This is a genomic window from Pseudonocardia sp. NPDC049154 (assembly GCF_040648315.1).
GTDB lineage: Bacteria > Actinomycetota > Actinomycetes > Mycobacteriales > Pseudonocardiaceae > Pseudonocardia.
The window spans coordinates 21,328-40,331 of record NZ_JBEZDN010000048.1; the positions used below are offsets into that span (position 1 = coordinate 21,328).

The 19,004-nt window shown below is 74.6% G+C and carries 18 protein-coding genes; 6 read left to right on the forward strand and 12 right to left on the reverse strand.

Features of this window, described 5'->3' with window-relative positions; translation table 11 throughout:
• Positions 1 to 102: 102 nt before the first annotated feature.
• From AB0B41_RS22225 to AB0B41_RS22245, 5 genes are read right to left on the reverse strand one after another with little or no spacing between them, the layout of a single operon-like run.
• Complete coding sequence (locus tag AB0B41_RS22225; RefSeq protein WP_358206227.1) at positions 103 to 381, reverse strand: HPr family phosphocarrier protein; 279 nt, start codon at positions 379 to 381, stop codon at positions 103 to 105.
• Positions 382 to 401: 20 nt separating this feature from the next.
• Positions 402 to 1,868, reverse strand: coding sequence for a fructose-specific PTS transporter subunit EIIC (locus AB0B41_RS22230; protein WP_358206229.1), 1,467 nt, complete (start codon positions 1,866 to 1,868; stop codon positions 402 to 404).
• Positions 1,865 to 2,323, reverse strand: a complete 459-nt coding sequence (locus AB0B41_RS22235) for a fructose PTS transporter subunit IIA (RefSeq protein ID WP_358206232.1) — start codon at positions 2,321 to 2,323, stop codon at positions 1,865 to 1,867. Before AB0B41_RS22235 ends, AB0B41_RS22230 begins: the two co-directional genes overlap by 4 nt.
• Complete coding sequence (gene pfkB / locus AB0B41_RS22240) at positions 2,320 to 3,255, reverse strand: 1-phosphofructokinase (protein ID WP_358206234.1); 936 nt, start codon at positions 3,253 to 3,255, stop codon at positions 2,320 to 2,322. The genes AB0B41_RS22235 and pfkB overlap by 4 nt, the downstream gene beginning before the upstream one ends.
• 42 nt (positions 3,256 to 3,297) lie before the next feature.
• Positions 3,298 to 4,059 carry a DeoR/GlpR family DNA-binding transcription regulator gene (locus AB0B41_RS22245; protein ID WP_358206236.1) on the reverse strand — a complete coding sequence of 254 codons (762 nt, stop codon included), beginning with the start codon at positions 4,057 to 4,059 and terminating at the stop codon, positions 3,298 to 3,300.
• Positions 4,060 to 4,178: 119 nt separating this feature from the next.
• Here AB0B41_RS22245 and ptsP point away from each other — a divergent pair, with 119 nt between their 5' ends.
• Positions 4,179 to 5,825 carry a phosphoenolpyruvate--protein phosphotransferase gene (gene ptsP, locus AB0B41_RS22250; RefSeq protein WP_358206239.1) on the forward strand — a complete coding sequence of 549 codons (1,647 nt, stop codon included), beginning with the start codon at positions 4,179 to 4,181 and terminating at the stop codon, positions 5,823 to 5,825.
• A 37-nt stretch (positions 5,826 to 5,862) separates the two neighbouring features.
• Here the strand turns inward: ptsP and AB0B41_RS22255 are convergent, their stop codons facing one another.
• The 3 genes from AB0B41_RS22255 to AB0B41_RS22265 form a co-directional block, all read right to left on the reverse strand.
• On the reverse strand, positions 5,863 to 6,144 hold the full coding sequence (locus AB0B41_RS22255; RefSeq protein WP_358206286.1) for a WhiB family transcriptional regulator: 282 nt from the start codon (positions 6,142 to 6,144) through the stop codon (positions 5,863 to 5,865).
• Between the two features lie 279 nt (positions 6,145 to 6,423).
• A complete protein-coding gene (locus tag AB0B41_RS22260) occupies positions 6,424 to 7,122 on the reverse strand; it encodes a response regulator transcription factor (protein ID WP_358206241.1) in 699 nt (232 codons plus the stop codon).
• A complete protein-coding gene (locus AB0B41_RS22265) occupies positions 7,119 to 8,279 on the reverse strand; it encodes a histidine kinase (protein WP_358206243.1) in 1,161 nt (386 codons plus the stop codon). The genes AB0B41_RS22260 and AB0B41_RS22265 overlap by 4 nt, the downstream gene beginning before the upstream one ends.
• Before the next feature lie 116 nt (positions 8,280 to 8,395).
• Here AB0B41_RS22265 and AB0B41_RS22270 point away from each other — a divergent pair, with 116 nt between their 5' ends.
• Positions 8,396 to 9,232, forward strand: coding sequence for an SDR family oxidoreductase (locus AB0B41_RS22270; protein WP_358206245.1), 837 nt, complete (start codon positions 8,396 to 8,398; stop codon positions 9,230 to 9,232).
• 250 nt (positions 9,233 to 9,482) lie between these two features.
• Here AB0B41_RS22270 and AB0B41_RS22275 read toward each other — a convergent pair whose 3' ends face one another.
• Both AB0B41_RS22275 and AB0B41_RS22280 read right to left on the reverse strand, forming a co-directional pair.
• Positions 9,483 to 10,025: a hypothetical protein gene (locus tag AB0B41_RS22275; protein WP_358206247.1), complete on the reverse strand. Its 543-nt coding sequence runs from the start codon at positions 10,023 to 10,025 to the stop codon at positions 9,483 to 9,485.
• 685 nt (positions 10,026 to 10,710) lie between these two features.
• A complete protein-coding gene (locus tag AB0B41_RS22280; protein WP_037045210.1) occupies positions 10,711 to 11,028 on the reverse strand; it encodes a metalloregulator ArsR/SmtB family transcription factor in 318 nt (105 codons plus the stop codon).
• A 98-nt stretch (positions 11,029 to 11,126) separates the two neighbouring features.
• Here AB0B41_RS22280 and AB0B41_RS22285 point away from each other — a divergent pair, with 98 nt between their 5' ends.
• Positions 11,127 to 13,043 (forward strand): heavy metal translocating P-type ATPase, encoded by a 1,917-nt coding sequence (locus AB0B41_RS22285; RefSeq protein WP_358206249.1) that lies wholly within the window; start codon positions 11,127 to 11,129, stop codon positions 13,041 to 13,043.
• On the opposite strand, the gene AB0B41_RS22290 is transcribed toward AB0B41_RS22285, so the two are convergent.
• Positions 12,972 to 13,544 carry a TetR/AcrR family transcriptional regulator gene (locus tag AB0B41_RS22290; RefSeq protein WP_358206251.1) on the reverse strand — a complete coding sequence of 191 codons (573 nt, stop codon included), beginning with the start codon at positions 13,542 to 13,544 and terminating at the stop codon, positions 12,972 to 12,974. The two genes, AB0B41_RS22285 and AB0B41_RS22290, sit on opposite strands and share 72 nt — an antisense overlap.
• Before the next feature lie 99 nt (positions 13,545 to 13,643).
• Here AB0B41_RS22290 and AB0B41_RS22295 point away from each other — a divergent pair, with 99 nt between their 5' ends.
• On the forward strand, positions 13,644 to 15,509 hold the full coding sequence (locus tag AB0B41_RS22295; protein ID WP_358206253.1) for a HAMP domain-containing sensor histidine kinase: 1,866 nt from the start codon (positions 13,644 to 13,646) through the stop codon (positions 15,507 to 15,509).
• Here AB0B41_RS22295 and AB0B41_RS22300 read toward each other — a convergent pair whose 3' ends face one another.
• Positions 15,510 to 16,184 (reverse strand): response regulator transcription factor, encoded by a 675-nt coding sequence (locus AB0B41_RS22300; RefSeq protein WP_037045391.1) that lies wholly within the window; start codon positions 16,182 to 16,184, stop codon positions 15,510 to 15,512.
• A 110-nt stretch (positions 16,185 to 16,294) separates the two neighbouring features.
• Between AB0B41_RS22300 and AB0B41_RS22305 the strand changes: the two genes are divergently transcribed.
• Positions 16,295 to 17,932, forward strand: coding sequence for a carboxyl transferase domain-containing protein (locus tag AB0B41_RS22305; RefSeq protein WP_358206256.1), 1,638 nt, complete (start codon positions 16,295 to 16,297; stop codon positions 17,930 to 17,932).
• A 94-nt stretch (positions 17,933 to 18,026) separates the two neighbouring features.
• On the forward strand, positions 18,027 to 19,004 hold a 978-nt coding region (locus tag AB0B41_RS22310; protein WP_358206258.1), incomplete at its 3' end, for a biotin carboxylase N-terminal domain-containing protein.

The window sequence follows — 19,004 nt, forward strand, 5'->3', positions numbered from 1 at the left end:
GGGGGCGGCCGTACCCCGCGGTTGACTTGCCGGTCGACCCGGCGGGGCGCGGTAAGTGGTGCCAGAGCACCACTTACCGCGCACGGGCGGCGGAGCCGCAGGTCAGCTCGGGACGGCGTCCAGGTCGGTGGCGAGCAGCTCGGCCAGTGCGTCGAGCGAGGCCTCGCCGTCGGCGTCGTCGGAGCTGCTGAGGACGACCTCCTCACCGGAGTTCACGCCCAGCCCCAGCACCGAGAGGATGCTCCGGGCGTCGACCGGACCGCGGTCGCCCGCGGCGATGGTGACCTTCGCGGGCTGCTGCCCGGCGGCCTTGCAGAACAGGTTGGCGGGGCGGGCGTGCAGCCCCACGGACGACCCGACCTTGACGCGGCGCTCGGCCATGACGATCTCTCCTTCGACGATCAGGCGTGGGCGGCGGCGCGGGGCGCCGACGTGGACTCGGTGGTCGCGGCGGCCTTCTTCTGGCCCACCGACTTGAGGACGATCACGATGGCCGCGGAGACGAGCGTCCCGATGACGATCGCGACCAGGTAGCCGAACGGGTTGCCGATCAGCGGGACCACGAAGATGCCGCCGTGCGGGGCCCGCAGCGTGGAGCCGAAGGCCATCGACAGGGCACCGGTCACGGCGGACCCGGCCATGAGCGACGGGATGACGCGTAGCGGGTCGGCGGCCGCGAAGGGGATCGCGCCCTCGGTGATGAACGAGGCCCCGAGCAGCCAGGCGGCCCGGCCGTTCTCGCGCTCGGCCTCGGTGAACAGCTTCTTGCGGACGGTGGTGGCCAGCGCCATGGCCAGCGGCGGGGTCATGCCGGCGGCCATCACGGAGGCCATGATCAGCAGCGCGGTCTGCGAGTTGGTGGACAGCCCGGCGACGGCGAAGGCGTAGGCGGCCTTGTTCACCGGGCCGCCCATGTCGAAGGCCATCATCAGGCCGAGCAGGGCGCCGAGCAGGATCGCGTTGCTGCCGGACAGGCCGTTGAGCCAGTCGGTGAGGCCGGTCGTGACGGCGGCGAGCGGTTGCCCGATCACCACGAACATGATCCCGCCGATGATCGCCGTGCCGAGCAGCGGCAGCACCAGCACCGGCATGATCCCGGCGATCGCCTTGGGAGCCTTCCACTTCTTCATCCAGAAGATGAGGCCACCGGCGAGCAGGCCGGAGGCGAGGCCGCCGATGAAGCCGGCACCGACCTCGACGGCGACCAGGCCGCCGACGAAGCCGGGCACGAGCGCGGGCCGGTCGGCGATCGCGTAGGCGATGAACCCGGACAGCACCGGCACGAGCAGGCCGAAGGCCAGCGAGCCGAGCTGGAACAGCAGCGCCGCCCAGCTGGTGTGCGAGGTCCAGGAGAAGCTCTCGGTGACCGACGGGGCGTCGGTGATCTGGTAGCCGCCGAGGGCGAAGCCCAGGGCGATCAGCAGGCCACCCGCCGCGACGAACGGGATGACGTACGAGACGCCGGTCATCAGCCAGCCGCGGACCTTCGACGCGGTCCCGGGGCCGGTCTGCTTGACCGCGAGCTGCGGCTCGGCGCCGGCCGGCGCCGAGCCCTTCGGCGCCGCCTCGGCCGCGGCGACGGCCTGCTCGATCAGGCCCGGTGCCCCGCCGATCGCCTTCTTCACCCCGGCGGTCACCGTGGGCAGGTGGGCGAAGCGGTCCTTGTCCCGGACCTCGACGTCCGCCGCGAGGATGATCGCGTCGGCCTCGGCGAGCTGCTCCGGGGTGAACGGGGTGGAGCCGGCCGAGCCCTGCGTCTCGACGACGATCTCGTGCCCGGCCTCCTCCGCCGCGACCTCGAGGGCCTCGGCGGCCATGTAGGTGTGCGCGATGCCCGTCGGGCACGCGGTGACGGCCAGCAGCTTCACGCGCCGACCTCCTTCCGGATGTAGTCGGCGACGTGCCCGGCGTCGGTCGCGCCGAGGAGCTCGTCCTTGAACGCCTTGCGGACCAGGCGGCGGGCCAGCGCGGCCAGCACCGTCATGTGGTCGGTGTCGCCGCCCTCGGGCGCGGCGATCATGAAGACGAGCCGGGCGGGCCCGTCCTCGGCGCCGAAGTCGACGCCGGCGGTGCTGCGGCCGAACGCGAGGCTCGGCACGGTGACGGCGGCGGACCGGCAGTGCGGGATGCCGATGCCACCCTCGAGCCCCGTCGGCATCTGCTGCTCGCGGGCCTCGATGTCGGCGAGGAACTGCGCCAGGTCGGTGACCCGGCCCGCCTTCTGCAGCCGCTCGGCCAGCGCCCCGACCGCGGCGCGGCGGTCGGCGGACGGGAGGTCGAGGTCGACGAGATCGGCGGTGATCAGGGCGGACTGCTCGGTCATGCGGCATCTCCGGTGAGGACGAGGTCGGCGTGCGGGTTTCCGATGCGGACGTCGGCGAGCGGGAGCTCGTGGGGTCCGGGCATCTCGCTGCCCGGCAGGCGGCAGGCCGCGGCGCCGTACGCCACGGCGCGGACCAGGGCGTCCGGTCCGGCGCCCCCGGCGGCCAGGAACCCGGCCAGGGTGGCGTCGCCGGCGCCGACCGTGCTGCGCACGGTCACGGGCGGGGTCGCGGCGTGGTACTCGCCGGACTCCTCGACCAGCAGGGCGCCGCCCGCGCCCAGGCTGACCAGGACCGCGCCGACACCGCCGGCACGGAGCTCGCGGGCCGCGGCGAGGACGTCGCCGAGGCTGGCGAGGGGCCGGCCGACCAGCTCGGCCAGCTCCTCGTGGTTGGGCTTGACCAGGTCCGGCCGCGCCGCGACGGCGGCGGCGAGCGGGGCCCCGCTGGTGTCCACGGCGGTCCGGGTGCCGGCCCGCCGGACGAGGGTGGCGTGGAAATCCACGGGCATGCCCTCGGGCAGCGACCCGCAGGTCACCAGCCAGTCGGCGCCGCGGGAGCGGGCCACGGCCTGCTCGGTGACCTCCTCGACCTCCTCGGGCGTGAGCACCGGGCCGCTCTCGTTGATCTTCGTCGTGGTGCCGTCCGGCTCCACGAGCGTGATGTTGGAGCGGGTGGCGCCGTGGATCGGCACGGTGACGGCGGGGACGCCCAGGGCGTCGAGCAGGCCGTTGAGCCGCCCGCCCGGGGCGCGGCCCGAGGGCAGCACCGCGAGGGCGTCGACGCCGGCGCGGGTGAGGGCGCGGGCGACGTTGACGCCCTTGCCGCCCGGGTCCAGCCGCACGGACAGGGCGCGGTGCACCTCGCCGCGGACCAGCCCGGCCAGCTCGACGGTCCGGTCGAGGCTGGGGTTGGGAGTGACGGTGACGATCAAGGCTTCACCTCCTCGTGAAGTCGGTCGGTCGGAGTCGGTGGATCAGGCCCGGACGACCCGGGGCCCCGCGGCCTCGATGGCGGCGGTGGCGGCGTCGTCGAGCGCGGTGTCGGTGACCAGGGCGTCGACCTGGTCCAGCCGCGCGAAGCGCACGAACTGGTCGGTGCCGTACTTCGCGGCGTCGGCCAGGACGACGGCGCGGCGGGCGGCGGCGATCATGGCCCGCTTGGCCGCCGCCTCGGCCGGGTCGGGCGTGGTGAGCCCGCGCTCCGGGGAGAAGCCGTTGGTGCCGACGAACGCGACGTCGACGGTGAGGGTGGCCAGGGTGTCGGTCATCCAGTCGTCGACCGCCGCCATCGTGGTGCCACGGACCCGCCCGCCCAGCAGCCGCAGCACGACGTTCGGCCGGGTGGCGAGCATCGAGGCGATCGGCAGTGAGTTGGTGACGACGGTCAGCTCGCGGTCGGTCGGCAGGACCGAGGCGAGCCGGGCCGTGGTGGTGCCCGCGTCGAGCAGGACGGTCAGGCAGCCCTCGAGCTCGGCGAGGGCGGCCTTGGCGATGCGCTCCTTCTCCGGGCCGGCCACGGCGTCGCGCTGGCCGATGGCGGGCTCGAAGTCGAGGCGGTCGGCGGGGATGGCGCCGCCGTGCACCCGGCGGACGAGGCCCTGGCGCTCCAGGGTGCCGAGGTCGCGCCGGATGGTCTCCGGCGTGACCTGCAGCTCCTCGGCCACGGCACCGACGTCGACCCGGCCCGCGTCGCGGGTACGGGTGAGGAGCCACTGCTGACGTTCCGCTGCGTACATCTTCGTTCGCTCCCGGATCGGTGCCCGAATCGGCTTGCTTGTTTCCGAGTATGTGGGTTTTACTGGTGTTCGTCAACGGGTCACGTCGAAGTCATCCGAACGGATCGAGGGAGTTCGCAATGCAGCTGAACGGCATCCCTGCCAGTCCCGGGCGTGCGGGAGGACGCGTCGTGCGCGTCGCCGATGCCCCGGGCGAGCCTCCGGTCGGGCCCGTTCCCACCGATCCGGACACCGAAGCGGGCCGAATCGGACCCGCGATGGAGGTCGTGTCCGCCCGCCTGCAGGCCCGCGCCGACGCCGCGTCCGGCGACGCGAAGGACGTCCTCGAGGCGACGATCACGATGGTGGGCGACCCGGCCCTGCTCGAGAACGCCGAGAACCTCGTGCGTGAGAGCAGCCGCCCCGCGCCCCGCGCGGTCTGGGAGGCGGCGAACACCTTCGCCGACATGCTCGCCGCGATGGGCGGTTACATGGGCGAGCGCGCGACCGACGTCCGCGACGTCCGCGACCGGATCGTCGCCGAGCTGCAGGGCCTGCCCGCGCCGGGCGTGGCCGACCTGGCCGAGCCCGCCGTCCTGGTCGCCGCCGACCTCGCGCCCGCCGACACCGCGGGCCTGCGGCCGGGCATCGCGCTCGCGCTCGTGACCGAGCAGGGCGGACCGACCAGTCACACCGCGATCCTCGCCCGCTCGCTGGGCATCCCGGCTGTCGTCGGGTGCGCGGGGGCGCGGGAACTGGTCGAGGACGGCTTCGTCGTGGTCGACGGGACCACCGGCACCGTCGAGGAGGTCGGCTCCGCCGAGGAGGCGGCCGTGATCGTCGAGGCGGTCGAGGCGGTGGAGTGGGACGGTGTCGGCCGGACCGCCGACGGGCACCTCGTCCCGCTGCTCGCCAACGTCGGCGACGCCGACGGTGCCGCCGCGGCGGCCGAGCGGCGGGCCCAGGGGGTGGGCCTGTTCCGCACCGAGCTCGCCTTCCTCTCCGCGGCCGAGGAGCCCTCGGAGAAGCGCCAGCGCGAGGTCTACGACGGCGTGCTCGGCGCCTTCGCCGGCAAGCCGGTGACCGCCCGCACGCTCGACGCCGGCGCCGACAAGCCGTTGCCCTTCCTGACCCTGGAGGGCGAGCCCAACCCGGCGCTGGGCGTGCGCGGGCTGCGGATCGCGCGGGTGCCCGGGAACGGCGCCGACGTCCTGGAGCGCCAGCTCGCCGGGCTGGCCGCGGCGGCGAAGGAGACCGGCGCCGAGCTGAAGGTGATGGCGCCGATGGTCGCCACCGCCGAGGAGGCCCGGTTCTTCGTGCAGCGCTGCCGCGCACACGGGATCACCAGCGCGGGAGTGATGATCGAGATCCCGGCGGCCGTGCTGGTGGCCCGGGAGATCATGGCCGAGGTGGACTTCGTGTCCGTCGGCACGAACGACCTGGCCCAGTACCTCTTCGCGGCGGACCGCCAGTCCGGCCCGGTCGCCGCGCTCAACGACCCGTGGCAGCCCGCGCTGCTCCGGCTGATCCGGATGCTGGGCGAGGCCTCCGCGGAGACCGGGGTCCCGGTCGGGGTGTGCGGGGAGGCCGCGGCCGATCCCGCCCTCGCCCCCGTGCTGGTGGGCCTGGGCGTCGCGACGCTCTCGATGGGCTCGGGCGCGCTGGCCGCGGTCGGCGCCTCGCTCGCCGGCCTCACCCTGGAGCGGTGCCGGGCCCTGGCCGCGGCCGCCTGCGCCGCCCCGGACCCGATGTCCGCCCGCCAGGCCGTGAGCGCCCACTGCCCCTAGAAGGGCACTGGACGCTCACGACCCCGCGTGAGCTGGGTCAGCGAGGGTGCTTGCGTGGGCGGCCGGGGCGGCGCTTGACGGGCACGACCACGCCCTCCTGGAAGATCTCGCCGCCCCACACGCCCCACGGCTCGCGCCGCCGCAGCGCCCCGGCCAGGCACTCGGCCCGCATGGGGCAGCCGCGGCACGCGGCCTTCGCGCGGTCCAGGTCGGCGGGGTCGTCGGCGAACCACAGCCCGCCGCCGGGCCCGTGACAGGGCAGCTCGGCGGCGGGCAGCTCGGCCCCCGGTACGTCGACGACCGTCCCCACGGTCCGCATCCCCACCGCCCGTACCCCCACGCTCGGCACCCTCCGGCGGTTCCCCCCGGCCGGAGCGGCTGCCGCGCCCGTCGCCTCCCCCCGGCCGGTGGGACCGGTCCTCCGCCCCGTCGTGGCGCTCCCCGGGACCTCCCACCGTCCACCGCACCGATGGCGGCGGGCGCAGCAGCACGGGTTCCACCCTGCCGCCCGTCGCCGATCCGCGAATCCGGAGAAAGTCCCCAACCGATCGACCAAAGTTGACGGGGATCCCCTAGGGGACGCCCCGGGGTTGCTCGGCTAGGAGTCCCGGGCGTCGCGGACCAGCAGCGCGATCTGCACGCGGTTGTCCAGGTCGAGCGTCCGCAGGATCCGCGAGACGTACGTCTTCACCGTCGCCACGCTCATGAACAGCTCGGCGGCGATGGCGGCGTTGGACCCGCCGCGGGCCACGGCCTCGGCGACCTCCCGCTCGCGCCCGCCCAGCAGGTCGAGCCGGGCGAGGGCGGCGCGCCGCCGGTCCGCGGACGGCGACGGCCCGGTGACCAGCCAGATCAGCCGCCGCGTGATCGCCGGGGAGAGCACGGCGTCGCCGTCGGCCGCGGCGCGCACGGTGTCGACGATCCCGGCCGGGGCCGCGTCCTTCAGCAGGAACCCGCTCGCCCCCGCCCGTAGCGCGCGCAGGACGTGCTCGTCGGCGTCGAAGGTCGTCAGCACGACGACGCGGGGCGCGCCCGGCCGCGCGGTCAGCCGTTCGGTGGCCGTGACGCCGTTGCACCGCGGCATCCGCAGGTCCATGAGGACCACGTCGGGCCGGCCCGCGGCGACTGCGGCGGGCACCTCGTCGCCGTCGGCGGCGTCGCCCACCACCACGATCCGGCGCGCGGGCGGCCCGGTCAGGGCGTGCCCGTCGAGCATGAGCCGCAGGCCGGCCCGGACCATGGCGTCGTCGTCGACGAGCAGGACCCGGATCTCCTCCGCCTCCGTCCCCGCGGTCACCCGTCCTCCCAGGGCATCCGTGCGGTCAGGCGCCAGCCGCCGTCGGTGGTGGGCCCGTGCTCGAGAACCCCGCCGGTCACGGTCTCCACCCGCTCGCGCAGCGAGATGAGGCCGGTCCCGGAGCCGGGCGGGCTCTCCGGGAGGCCCTGGCCGCTGATCACCTCGACCACCAGTTCGTCGCCGCCGCGGAGGGTGATCGTGACCGGGGCGCCGGCGGCGTGCCGGCGGGCGTTCGTCAGTCCTTCCCGGACGACGCGGTACGCGGTCCGGGCGAGGCCGGCGCGGGGCGGCTCGGCGCGGAGCCCACCGGGCAGGTCGAGCCGGACCTCCGTGCCCGCGTGCCGAGCCAGCTCGACCAGCTCGACGACGGCGTCGAGGTCCTCCCGCCGCTGGTCGATCCCGCCGAGCTCGCCCACCGGCTCGCGCAGCACCAGCACGATCTTGCGCAGGTCGCCCATGGCCTCGTGGGTGGCGCCGCGCAGCACCGCCGCCGTGCTGCGCACGGTCTCCGGCGAGAGGTCCGGGCGCAGCTCCAGGGCGCCTGCGTGCACGGAGAGCAGGGACAACCGGTGCCCGAGGACGTCGTGCATCTCGCCGGCGATCCGCCGGCGCTCGGCGAGCCGGATCCGCTCGGTGCGTTCCGCCTGGTCGGCCTCGGCCCGCTCGGCCCGCTCCCGCAGCCCGGCGACGAGCCGGCGCTGGGTGCCCGTGAACAGCCCGAACGCCGTGGCCGCGAGCAGCATCCCGAAGGCGCCGACGAGCAGCGTGACGCGTGCGCCGGTGTCCGGCACGCCGCGGGTGAGGGTCAGGACCGCGCCGCCGAGCGCCAGCACGACGACCGGCACGATGCGCCGCCACGCGAGCCCGCTCGCCACCGTGTACACGCCGATCAACGGCAGGTAGGTCGCCACCGGGGAGACCGCGCCGACCAGCACCGCCACCACCCCGAACGCGGTGCGGGCCCGGCGCCGCCAGAACACCGCGGCGAACCCGGCCACGCCGAGCACCAGGCCCGCCACCCGCCAGGGCGTCCCGACCAGGCCGTCCGGCCCCGTCGTCGCCACCCCGACGCCGCCGACCACCGCGACGAGCAGCGCGTTCACGGCCACGTCCCGCCGCGATCCCACCGGGGTGGCGGGACGCGTCGGCTCGGTCACCCGCCCACTGTAGGAAGCCGATCGGCCCGGGCCGGGGGTTTTCCGACCAAAGAAGACAGCGCGTAGCCGTCGGTATGACGCGCAGTCGCTGATCGTCGACGGATACGGTCCGGGGCATGAGCGAGCCGGACTGTGCCCCCGCCGCCCTCGTCACGGGAGGGGGCAGCGGGATCGGCCGCGCCACCGTCGCCCGGCTGCGGGCCGCGGGGTGGTCGGTGCTGCTCGCCGACCTCAACCCGGAGACCGGACTGCGGGCGGCCGCCGAGCTGGGCGCGGCCTTCGAGCGCGTCGACGTGGCCGAGGAGGCGCAGGTCGAGGCGGCCGTCGCGCGGTGCGTGGCCGAGTACGGCCGGATCGACGCCGTGGTCAACAACGCCGGCGTGGGCGGGGCATTCGGCGCGCTCACCGACCTCGCCGTCGAGGACTGGGACTACACGTTCGCGGTGCTGGTCCGCGGGGTGTTCCTCGGCGTCAAGCACGGGGCGCGGGCCATCCGCGCAGCCGGGGGCGGCGGGGCGATCGTCAACGTCGCCTCGATTGCGGCCTACGGCGGCGGGGCCGGGCCGCAGGCCTACTCGGCGGCGAAGGCGGCGGTGCTGAACCTGACCCGGGTCGCGGCCGTCGAACTGGCGGAGGACCGGATCCGGGTCAACGCGGTGTGCCCGGGCGTGATCGCGACGCCGCTGGTCGGGCGGGACCCGGCGCGGGCACTCGACGGGGTGCAGCCGTGGCCGGAGGTGGGGCGGCCCGAGGACGTCGCCGAGGTGATCGCCTTCCTGTGCGACGACGCCTCCCGCTTCGTGACGGGCGAGGAGATCACGGTCGACGGCGGGCTCACCGCGGCCGGCCCCCGCATCCATGCTGCCTACGGCGGCGACCCGCGGAAGCGGGGCCTGACCGGCGTCAACCGGGGCACCACCGGGGAGCCGCCGACCATCCGCTCGGGTCGGTGAGGGGTGGCGGCGTGCTCGACGTCTGCATGATCGCTGTTCGGGTGCACAGGCGGCTCCTCGTGCGTGCAGCGGACGCGGAGGACGCCGGACAGGTATCGCCGCCGGGCTGAAGTGATGACTGTCTCCGTGCACAGACGGTACTTCGAGGAGCCGCGAGTTCCGGCTGGTGTGCGAGCTGCCGACGGGTCCAGTGGTGATCGCCACCGTCATGATCACTGTTCGGTTGCACCGACGGTCTCGTGAGGAGCCGTCAGCGCAGCGTATCGGCGATCATCGTCGGCGGCTCACCGATCGGAGGGCGGCACATCAGCTCTGGCTGGTGTGCGAGATATCGACGCTGTGCCCGAGCGCCGGCGGGCTCAGGCGCCGACTGCCGCCAGCATGATCGCCGATTCAGTGCACTGACGGTTCCGAAAGGAGCTGTGAGCGCAGCAAAATGACGATCATGCTCCGTCAACCGGGCAGCACAGGGGATCGATGCGCGCCCGATGCGCGAGGTGCCGAGGCTGTGTGCGTACGCCGGCAGGTCGGGTGGTGACGGCGTCGCGCTGGCATGATCGCCATCTCCGTGCGCCATGACGAGCCGTGAGCGCAGAAGGTCAGCGATCATGGTCTGCCGGCTGGCGACACCGGACCGGTACGCGTCCTTTCGGCTGTGCTGTCGTGCGAGGTGTCGGCGGTGAGTACGAGCGCCGGCAAGGTCGGGTGATGACGGCGTCGCGCCGGCATGATCGCCGTCTTCGTGCATTGACGGTTTCCTGACGAGCCGTGAGCGCAGCAGTTCGGCGATCATGGTCCGTCGACCGGCAGCACACGGGACCGGAGCGCGGCTGGTGTGCGAGGCGCCGCCGCCGCCGCCGTCGCTGAGCGCGGCCGGCTCAGGCGCTGACTGTCGCCAGCATGATCGCCGTCTTCTTGCACTGACGGCTCCGCACGGAGCTGTGAGTGCTGCGAAATGACGATCATGCTCTGTCGACGGGCAGCACACGGGACCGGTGGGCGACACCTCAGCCCTGGCTGGTGCACGGTGCCGCGGACGCGTGGGAGCGCCGGCCGGTTCAAGGTGGGATTGCCGCCGCGCCGGCATGATCGCTGTTTCTGTGCAGCGCCGGTTTCGTCCGGAGCCGTGAGCGCAGCGCAGCGGTGATCATGGCCGGCGATCAGCGCCGCTCGCTGCTCGGGTGCTGACGGGATCAGCTGACCGGCCCCGGGTCGGCATGATCGCTGTTCGGGTGCACCGACGGCTGCGCGGGAGCGCTCAGGTCGTGGGGGGCGCCGAACCAGGTATCGCCGCCGCGTCTCCCATGATCGCTGTTTCCGTGCATCGGCTGCTCCACGAGGAGCCGTGAGCGCACCGAGCCGCCGATCATGGTCTGCGGCCAGAGACGTACCCAACGGGTAGGCGCACGGAACGGAGTGCGGCGCATCGGCTGTGGCCGGCGTGCGAGGTGCCGGCAGCAAACGCGAGCGCCGACCGGTCAGGTGGTGACCGCCGCCTGCCCCAGCGCCTCGGTGAGCAGCGCGCGGACGTGCGCGCTCTCCGCGGTGTAGTAGATGAACGTGCCCTCGCGCCGGCCCTCGACCAGGCCGGCGAGGCGCAGCTTGGCCAGGTGCTGGCTGACCGCCGTGGGGGCTGCGCCGACCAGCTCGGCGAGGCAGGCCACCGAGGTCTCGCCCTGCAGCAGCGCCCAGAGGATCTTGATGCGGGTGGGGTCGGCGAGCAGGCGCAGCGAGTCGGCCGCCCGGCGGACCTCCTGCTCGGACGGCATCGCGAAGTCCGGGATGCCCTCGTGCACGCCGCGAGTCTAGCGAACACCTGAGCGACCGTGCAGGTGTCAGGATCACTTCCCATCTGAGTGCATACCTTCGTGAATGCGCAGGTATGTTCTCACGCATGCTGTCGCTGCCCGAGGTGCGGAGCGCCGCGCTGGCCCTGCTCTTCTTCGCCGCCGCCGTGCCCGCTGACCTGCTCGGGGCACCGTGGCCGCTCGTCGCCCTGCTCTACGCCGCCTGCTACGTCACGGGCGGCTGGGAGCCGGCCTGGTCCGGGCTGCAGGCGCTGCGCGGGCGGACCCTCGACGTCGACCTGCTGATGATCGTCGCCGCGCTCGGCGCCGCGGCGATCGGCCAGCACCTCGACGGCGCGCTGCTGATCGTGATCTTCGCGAGCTCCGGGGCGCTGGAGGCGGTGATGACCGCCCGCACCCGCGCGAGCATCACCGGGCTCCTGGACCTCGCGCCCGAGACGGCCCACCGGATCGTCGACGGCCGGGAGGAGCAGGTCCGGGCGGCGGACCTGGCGGTCGGGGACGAGGTCGTCGTGCGGCCCGGGGAGAAGGTCCCCGCCGACGGCGCCGTCCGCGACGGCGCCACGGAGGTCGACGCCTCCACCCTCACCGGCGAGCCGCTGCCGATCCGCCGCGGCCCGGGCGACCTGGTGTTCGCCGGCACGCTCAACGGCACCGGGACGGTGCGGGTGCGGGTCGACCGGGACCCGGCGGACACGGTGGTGGCCGGGATCGCCGCGCAGGTGGAGCGGGCGGCCGAGACCAAGTCGAAGCGCCAGCTGTTCGTCGAGAAGGTCGAGCAGCGCTACTCGGTGGTGGTCGTGGTCGCGGCCCTCGCGCTGCTGGTGGTGCCGCTGCTCTTCGGCGCCGACTTCCGGGAGACGCTGCTCCGCGCGATGACCTTCATGATCGTCGCCTCGCCCTGCGCCGTGGTGCTCGCGACGATGCCGCCGCTGCTCGCCGCGGTCGCCGTCGCAGGCCGGCGCGGCGTGCTGCTCAAGGACGCCGGCGTGGTCGAGGCGCTGGCCGAGGTCGACGCCGTCGCCCTGGACAAGACCGGCACCGTCACCCGCGGCCGCCCGGAGGTCCGCGCCGTCGAGCCCCTCGACGGCCGCCCCGCCGGCGAGCTGCTCGCCCTCGCCGCCGCGGTGGAGGAGGGCTCGGAGCACGTGCTGGGCCGCGCGGTCGTCGCCGAGGCCCGCCGTCGGAACCTGCCCCTCCCCGAGGTCCGCGACTTCGTCGCCCTGCCCGGCGAGGGTGTGCGCGCGGTGGTGGGGACCGCCGTGGTCACGGTCGGACGCCCGACCGGCGGCGAGGAGCGGGAGCGGGTCGGCGCGGCGGAACGCGAGGGTCACACCGCGGTCGTCGTGCGCGTCGACGACGTGCCTGCCGGCCTGCTCGTGCTCGCCGACGAGCTCCGCCCCGGCGCCGCGGACGCGATCGCGGCCGTCGGCCGGGCCGTCGCGCCGCCCGTCCTGCTCACCGGCGACGCCGAGGGCCCGGCCCGCCTGGTCGGCGACCGGATCGGGGTGGGCGAGGTCCACGCCGGGCTGCTGCCCGCCGACAAGGCCGCGGCCGTCGAGGAGCTCGAGCGCGGCGGCCGGCGGGTGCTCGCCGCCGGCGACGGACTCAACGACGCCCCGCTGCTGGCGACCGCGCACGTCGGGCTGGCCGTCGGCGAGGGTGCCGGCACGCTGTCGGTCGAGGCGGCCGACGGCGTCCTGCTGCGTGACCCGCTCGGCGCGCTCGCCCCGTTGGCCGCCCTGGCCCGCCGGGCCCGCCGGGTCGCGCGCGCCAACCTGGCGTTCGCCGCCGTCGTCATCGCCGGGCTGGTGACCTGGGACCTGGTCGGGACGCTGCCACTGGCCCTCGGCGTGGCCGGGCACGAGCTCTCGACGGTGCTGGTCTGCCTGAACGGGCTGCGGCTGCTGCTGCGCCCCGGCTGGCCGGCGTCAGAGCGCGGTGAGCGCGGTGAGCGCCATGCGGCGGAGCAGGCCGGCGACCTCGTCGGGAGCCGCGCGTGAGCCGCTGTGCGGGGTGGAGTTGAGCAGGCCGAACGTGCCGTGCGCGGCCACCCGTGCGGCGTCGGGGTCGAGCCCGGGGTGCAGCCGGCGCAGCGTGTCGACCCAGATCTCGACGTAGGTGCGCTGCAGCCGGCGCACCCGGCGGCGGTCCCCCTCGGGCAGGTTGTCGAGGTCCCGGTCCTGCACCACGATCAGCTCCGGCTCGCGCAGCGCGAACTCGAGCTGGAAGTCGACGAGCGCGGCCAGCACCTCGTCCGGCTCGCCCGTGGCCCGCTCCCGCCCGCCGGCGAGCAGCCGCTCGCTGATGTCCACGAGCAGCTCGGCGAGCAGCGCCTCCTTGCCCGGGAAGTGCCGGTACAGCGCCGGCCCGCTGATCCCGACGGCGGCACCCAGCTCGGCGATGCTCACCCCGTGGAAGCCGTGCCGGGCGAAGAGGACGGCGGCCGTGCGGAGGATCTGCTCGCGCCGGGAGGGCGCGTTGTCGACCCGCGGCGCAGCCATCGGGCCAGCGTAGCGCCTCGCGGTTAACGTCCGCTAACCACCGGGACGGGAACGCCACGTCTCAGCCCCGGCACAGGACGCGCCACCTACCCTGGACCCATGGCCCGCGACCCGGACCCCGCCGCCGGGTCCGGTGCTGCCGCGACGCGGGCGTCGGGCCCCTTCCGCGGGCTGCGGGACCGGCTGCGCGCGCGGCTCGGGGTCCGCACGACCACCGCGCTGGCCGCCGCGCTGACCGTCGGGGTCGTGCTGCTCGTGGCCGGGGCGATCCTGGTGCTCGGGCTCAACGCGCTGCTGCGGATGCAGCTGGTCAACGCCGCCACCCAGCAGGCCACCCAGCTCGGCGAACGGGTCGCGGCGAACTTCGCCGACACCGAGGACGTCAAGCGCAACGCGGTCCAGGCCACCGGCAAGCGGTCCGACCTGGTCGAGGTGGTCACGAACTACAACCGGGACCCCGACCGGCCGCCGGACATCCAGAACATCGGCTCCTCGGACCCGTTGCCGCAGTACCCGCTGATGTCGGACGTCCTCGCCGAGCCCGACGAGGTCGAGGTCGTCCACTCGACGTGGATCACCCTGGACGACGGCAAGCACGAGGAGGTGCTGGTCGTCGCGATGGGCTTCGAGTTCCCGCCGACCGGCCAGCCCTTCACCGTGCTGGCGGCCCAGCCGCTGGACTTCCTGCATCGTGCCGTGGACACGGTGCTGGCGATGGTGCTGGTCGGCATCCCGGTCCTGGTGGTGCTGGTCGGCGGCTTCACCTATCTCTTCGCCGGGCGCGCGCTGCGCCCGGTCGAGGCGATGCGTGCGCGGGTGGCGAGCATGAGCGAGCGGGACCTCGGCACCCGCGTGCCCGTCCCGCCGGCGCGCGACGAGGTGGGTCGCCTCGCCGAGACCATGAACCAGATGCTCGGCCGGCTGGAGAGCGCGCAGGCCACCCAGCGCCGGTTCGTCGCCGACGCCAGCCACGAGCTGCGCAGCCCGCTCGCCACGATCGCGTCGGGGCTGGAGCTGCTGGCCGGGTCGGTCGACGAGTCCGACGCGTCGACCGTCCAGACGCTGCGCGGTGAGGCCGGGCGCCTCGACCGGCTGGTCGACGGGCTGCTCCTGCTCGCCCGCTCCGACGAGCGCGGGCTGCAGCCCAAGCGCGAGGACGTCGACCTCGACGAGATCGTGGAGGCCGAGCGCGGTCGCCCGTCGGACGTCGGCGGCGTGGCCCCCGAGGTGCGCGCCGAGCCCGTCCGGGTGTCCGGCGACCGCGCGCAGCTGGTCCGGGCCGTGCGGAACCTGGTCGACAACGCGCGCCGGCACGCCGACTCGCGGGTGCTGGTCACGCTGCGGGCCGAGGGTCCCGACGCGGTGGTCGACGTCGCCGACGACGGCCCCGGCGTCCCGCCCGAGGAGCGCGGCCGCGTCTTCGAGCGGTTCGTGCGGCTCGACGAGGCCCGCGCCCGGTCGGACGGCGGCGCGGGGCTCGGGCTGGCGATCGTCCGGGAGATCGTGGCGGTGCACCACGGCAGCGTCGAGGTGCTCGACTCGCCGCTGGGCGGGGCGCTGTTCCGGCTGCGGCTGCCCCGCACCGAGACGTCGGCCGAGCCCGAGCCGGGCCCGGAGGAGCCGCCGTCCGGGTCCGGGACGTCCGACGTGCCGGACCCCGACGACCTGCGGGACGACCGCCCGACCGGCCCGCTGCCCGTCCTCACCCCGCCCACCCGCGAGCAGGGGACCGCGCCGGTGCCGCGCGAGGAGGACACCCGGCCGGTCCCCGTCGGCCCGCGGCCCTCGGTGCGCGGGCAGGACACCGCGCCGGTGCCCCGCCCGTCGCCGGTCCCGCGCGGGACGCACGAGGACGAGCGGGTCCGGCCGTCCGGGTCGGTCCCGATCCGGCTCGGCGACGCCCTCTCGCCCGCGGACGTCAACCCGACGGCGCCGATCCCGGTGGTCCGGCCTCCGGCGCGCTGATCAGGCCGGCTCCACCATCCGGTAGCCCACGCCGCGCAGCGTCTCGATGGTCTGCGTGCCGAAGGGCGCGTCGATCTTCTTGCGGACGTAGCCCACGTACACCTCGACGACGTTGACCTCGCCCTCGTAGTGGGCGTCCCAGACCGCGCGCAGGATGTCGGTCTTGGTCACGACCTCGCCCGCGTGTCGCATGAGGTGCTCGAGCACGCCGAACTCGCGCGGGGTCAGGGTGATCTCCGTGTCGCCGCGGTGCACCCGGTGCCGGGCCGGGTCGAGCTTCAGGTCGCCGACGGACAGCACGGTCGGCCGGGCGTCGCCCGCACGGCGCTGCAGGGCGCGCAGCCGGGCCAGCAGCACGACGAACGAGAAGGGCTTGGTGAGGTAGTCGTCGGCGCCCAGGTCGAAGGCGTCGGCCTCGTCGTACTCGCCGTCCTTCGCGGTCAGCATCAGCACCGGGCTCCACACGCCGGCGGCCCGGAGCTGTTGCAGGATCCGATACCCGGACAGGCCGGGGAGCATGATGTCGAGGATGACGACGTCGTATCCCCCCTGGATCGCGGCGTCCAGGCCCGACGGGCCGTCGTGCCGGACGTCGACCGCGTGGCCCTCGCGGGCCAGCCCGCGGCGGACCATCTCGGCCAGCGGGCGCTCGTCCTCCACCAGCAGCAGGCGCACGAGGAGCACCGTAGGGCCCGCGGCTGTGACGTTCCTGAGGGACTGGCGCTCCGTGTTAATGACCGCTAACCTGGTTAACGATCGCTAACCGATCCGACGAGGGACGGCAGATGCAGGGTGTGGCGAGGCGCTCCGGGGCCGCAGCTCCGGTGCTGGGCAGCAGGGTCGACCCCGGGGCGGAGCAGTTCGCCCGCAACGCGGAGTCGCACCGGTCGCTGGTGGCGGACCTGAACGCGCAGCTGGCGGCGGCGCGGCTGGGGGGCCCGGAGCGGTCGCGGCAGCGGCACGTGGAGCGGGGCAAGCTGCTCCCGCGGGACCGGGTGGACTCGCTGGTGGATCCGGGGTCGCCGTTCCTGGAGCTGTCGCCGTTGGCGGCGCACGGGCTCTACGGGGGCGATGCGCCGGCCGCGGGGATGATCACCGGGGTCGGGCGGGTCGCAGGCCGGGAGTGCGTGATCGTGGCCAACGACGCCACGGTCAAGGGGGGCACCTACTACCCGATGACGGTGAAGAAGCACCTGCGGGCGCAGGAGGTGGCGCTGCACAACCGGCTGCCGTGCGTGTACCTGGTGGACTCGGGTGGGGCGTACCTGCCGGCGCAGGACGAGGTGTTCCCGGACCGGGAGCACTTCGGGCGGATCTTCTACAACCAGGCGCAGATGTCGGGGAAGGGGATCCCGCAGATCGCGGCGGTGCTGGGCTCGTGCACCGCGGGCGGGGCGTACGTGCCGGCCATGAGCGACGAGGCGGTGATCGTCCGCAACCAGGGGACGATCTTCCTGGGTGGGCCGCCGCTGGTGAAGGCGGCGACCGGTGAGGTGGTCACGGCCGAGGAGCTGGGCGGCGGGGACCTGCACTCGAAGATCTCCGGGGTGACCGACCACCTCGCGAACGACGACGCGCACGCGTTGCGGATCGTCCGGTCGATCGTGGGGACGCTCGGGCCGCGTGGATCTGGCCGGGTGGCGCCGCCGTGGGAGCGGGAGCCGACCGAGGCGCCGGTGGTGGACCCGGGCGAGCTGTACGGGGCGGTGCCGACGGACTCCCGGATCCCGTACGACGTACGCGAGGTGATCGCGCGTGTGGTGGACGGGTCGCGGTTCCACGAGTTCAAGGCGGAGTACGGCACGACGCTGGTCACGGGCTTCGCGCACATCCACGGCCACCCGGTGGGGATCATCGCCAACAACGGGATCCTGTTCTCCGAGTCGGCCATGAAGGGTGCGCACTTCATCGAGCTGTGCGACCAGCGGGGGATCCCGCTGGTGTTCCTGCAGAACATCACCGGGTTCATGGTTGGCCGGGAGTACGAGGCCGGCGGCATCGCCCGCAACGGCGCCAAGCTGGTCACCGCGGTCGCGTCGACTCGGGTGCCGAAGCTGACGGTGGTGATCGGCGGGTCGTTCGGCGCGGGGAACTACGCGATGTGCGGGCGGGCGTACTCGCCGCGGTTCCTGTTCATGTGGCCCAACGCCCGGATCTCAGTCATGGGTGGTGAGCAGGCCGCGACGGTGCTCGGCGCGGTCGGGTCGGGCGCGGGCAACGGGGACGCGGCGGCGCAGGAGGAGCTCAAGGAGCGGATCCGCGCCCAGTACGAGACGCAGGGCCACCCCTACTACTCCACCGCCCGGATCTGGGACGACGGCGTGATCGACCCCGCCGACACCCGCACGGTCCTGGGCCTGAGCCTGTCGATCGCCGCGAACGCCCCGCTGGGCGACCCGGCCTTCGGCGTCTTCCGGATGTGAGTGACATGCACCGACTGTCGATGAGCGAACGGCGCGTTCGCTCGTACCTAGTGAGCGAGAGGGCCGCTCGCTCGTCGTCCGGGGAGGGGTGCTGATGTTCTCCACCGTGCTCGTGGCGAACCGCGGGGAGATCGCGGTCCGGGTGATCCGCACCCTGCGCGCGCTGGGCATCCGGTCCGTGGCCGTGTATTCCGACGCCGACGCGGGGGCCCCGCACGTCGCCGCCGCGGACGTCGCGGTGCGGCTCGGTCCCGCGGCCGCGTCGGAGTCCTACCTGGCGATCGACACCGTGATCGAGGCGGCGAAAGCCACCGGGGCGGAGGCCATCCACCCCGGCTACGGCTTCCTGAGCGAGAACACCGCGTTCGCCGCGGCGTGCGAGGCGGCCGGGATCGTGTTCGTCGGCCCGCCGTCGTCGGCGATCGAGGCGATGGGCGACAAGATCCGCGCCAAGCAGACCGTGGCCAAGGCCGGGGTGCCGGTGGTCCCGGGCTCGGACGGGGTCGGGCTCTCCGACGCCGACCTGGCCCTGGCCGTGGAGCAGGTCGGGTTCCCGGTGCTGCTCAAGCCCTCCGCCGGTGGCGGCGGCAAGGGCATGCGCGAGGTCCACCGGGCGGAGGACCTGGCCGACGCGATCGCCTCGGCCCGCCGCGAGGCGCGCGGTTCGTTCGGCGACGACACCCTCCTGGTCGAGCGGTTGATCACCACCCCGCGGCACATCGAGATCCAGGTGCTGGCCGACGCCTGTGGCAACGTGGTGCACCTCGGTGAGCGGGAGTGCTCGCTGCAGCGGCGGCACCAGAAGATCGTCGAGGAGGCCCCGTCGCCGCTGCTCACTCCCGAGCAGCGGGAGGCGATGGGCCGGGCGGCGTGTGAGGCCGCGCGGGCGTGCGGGTACGTCGGCGCGGGCACCGTGGAGTTCATCGTCGACGGAAGCGCGGCCCGCGAAGGTCTTTCCGGGGGGTCGTCGGGGGGGGGGGGCCCCCCCCCGGACGGGGTGTTGATGTGGTATTTAACCCCGGGGCGGGTCGACGCCCCGGGGTCCGAGCAGGTCTTAAGCCGGGCGCAAGGC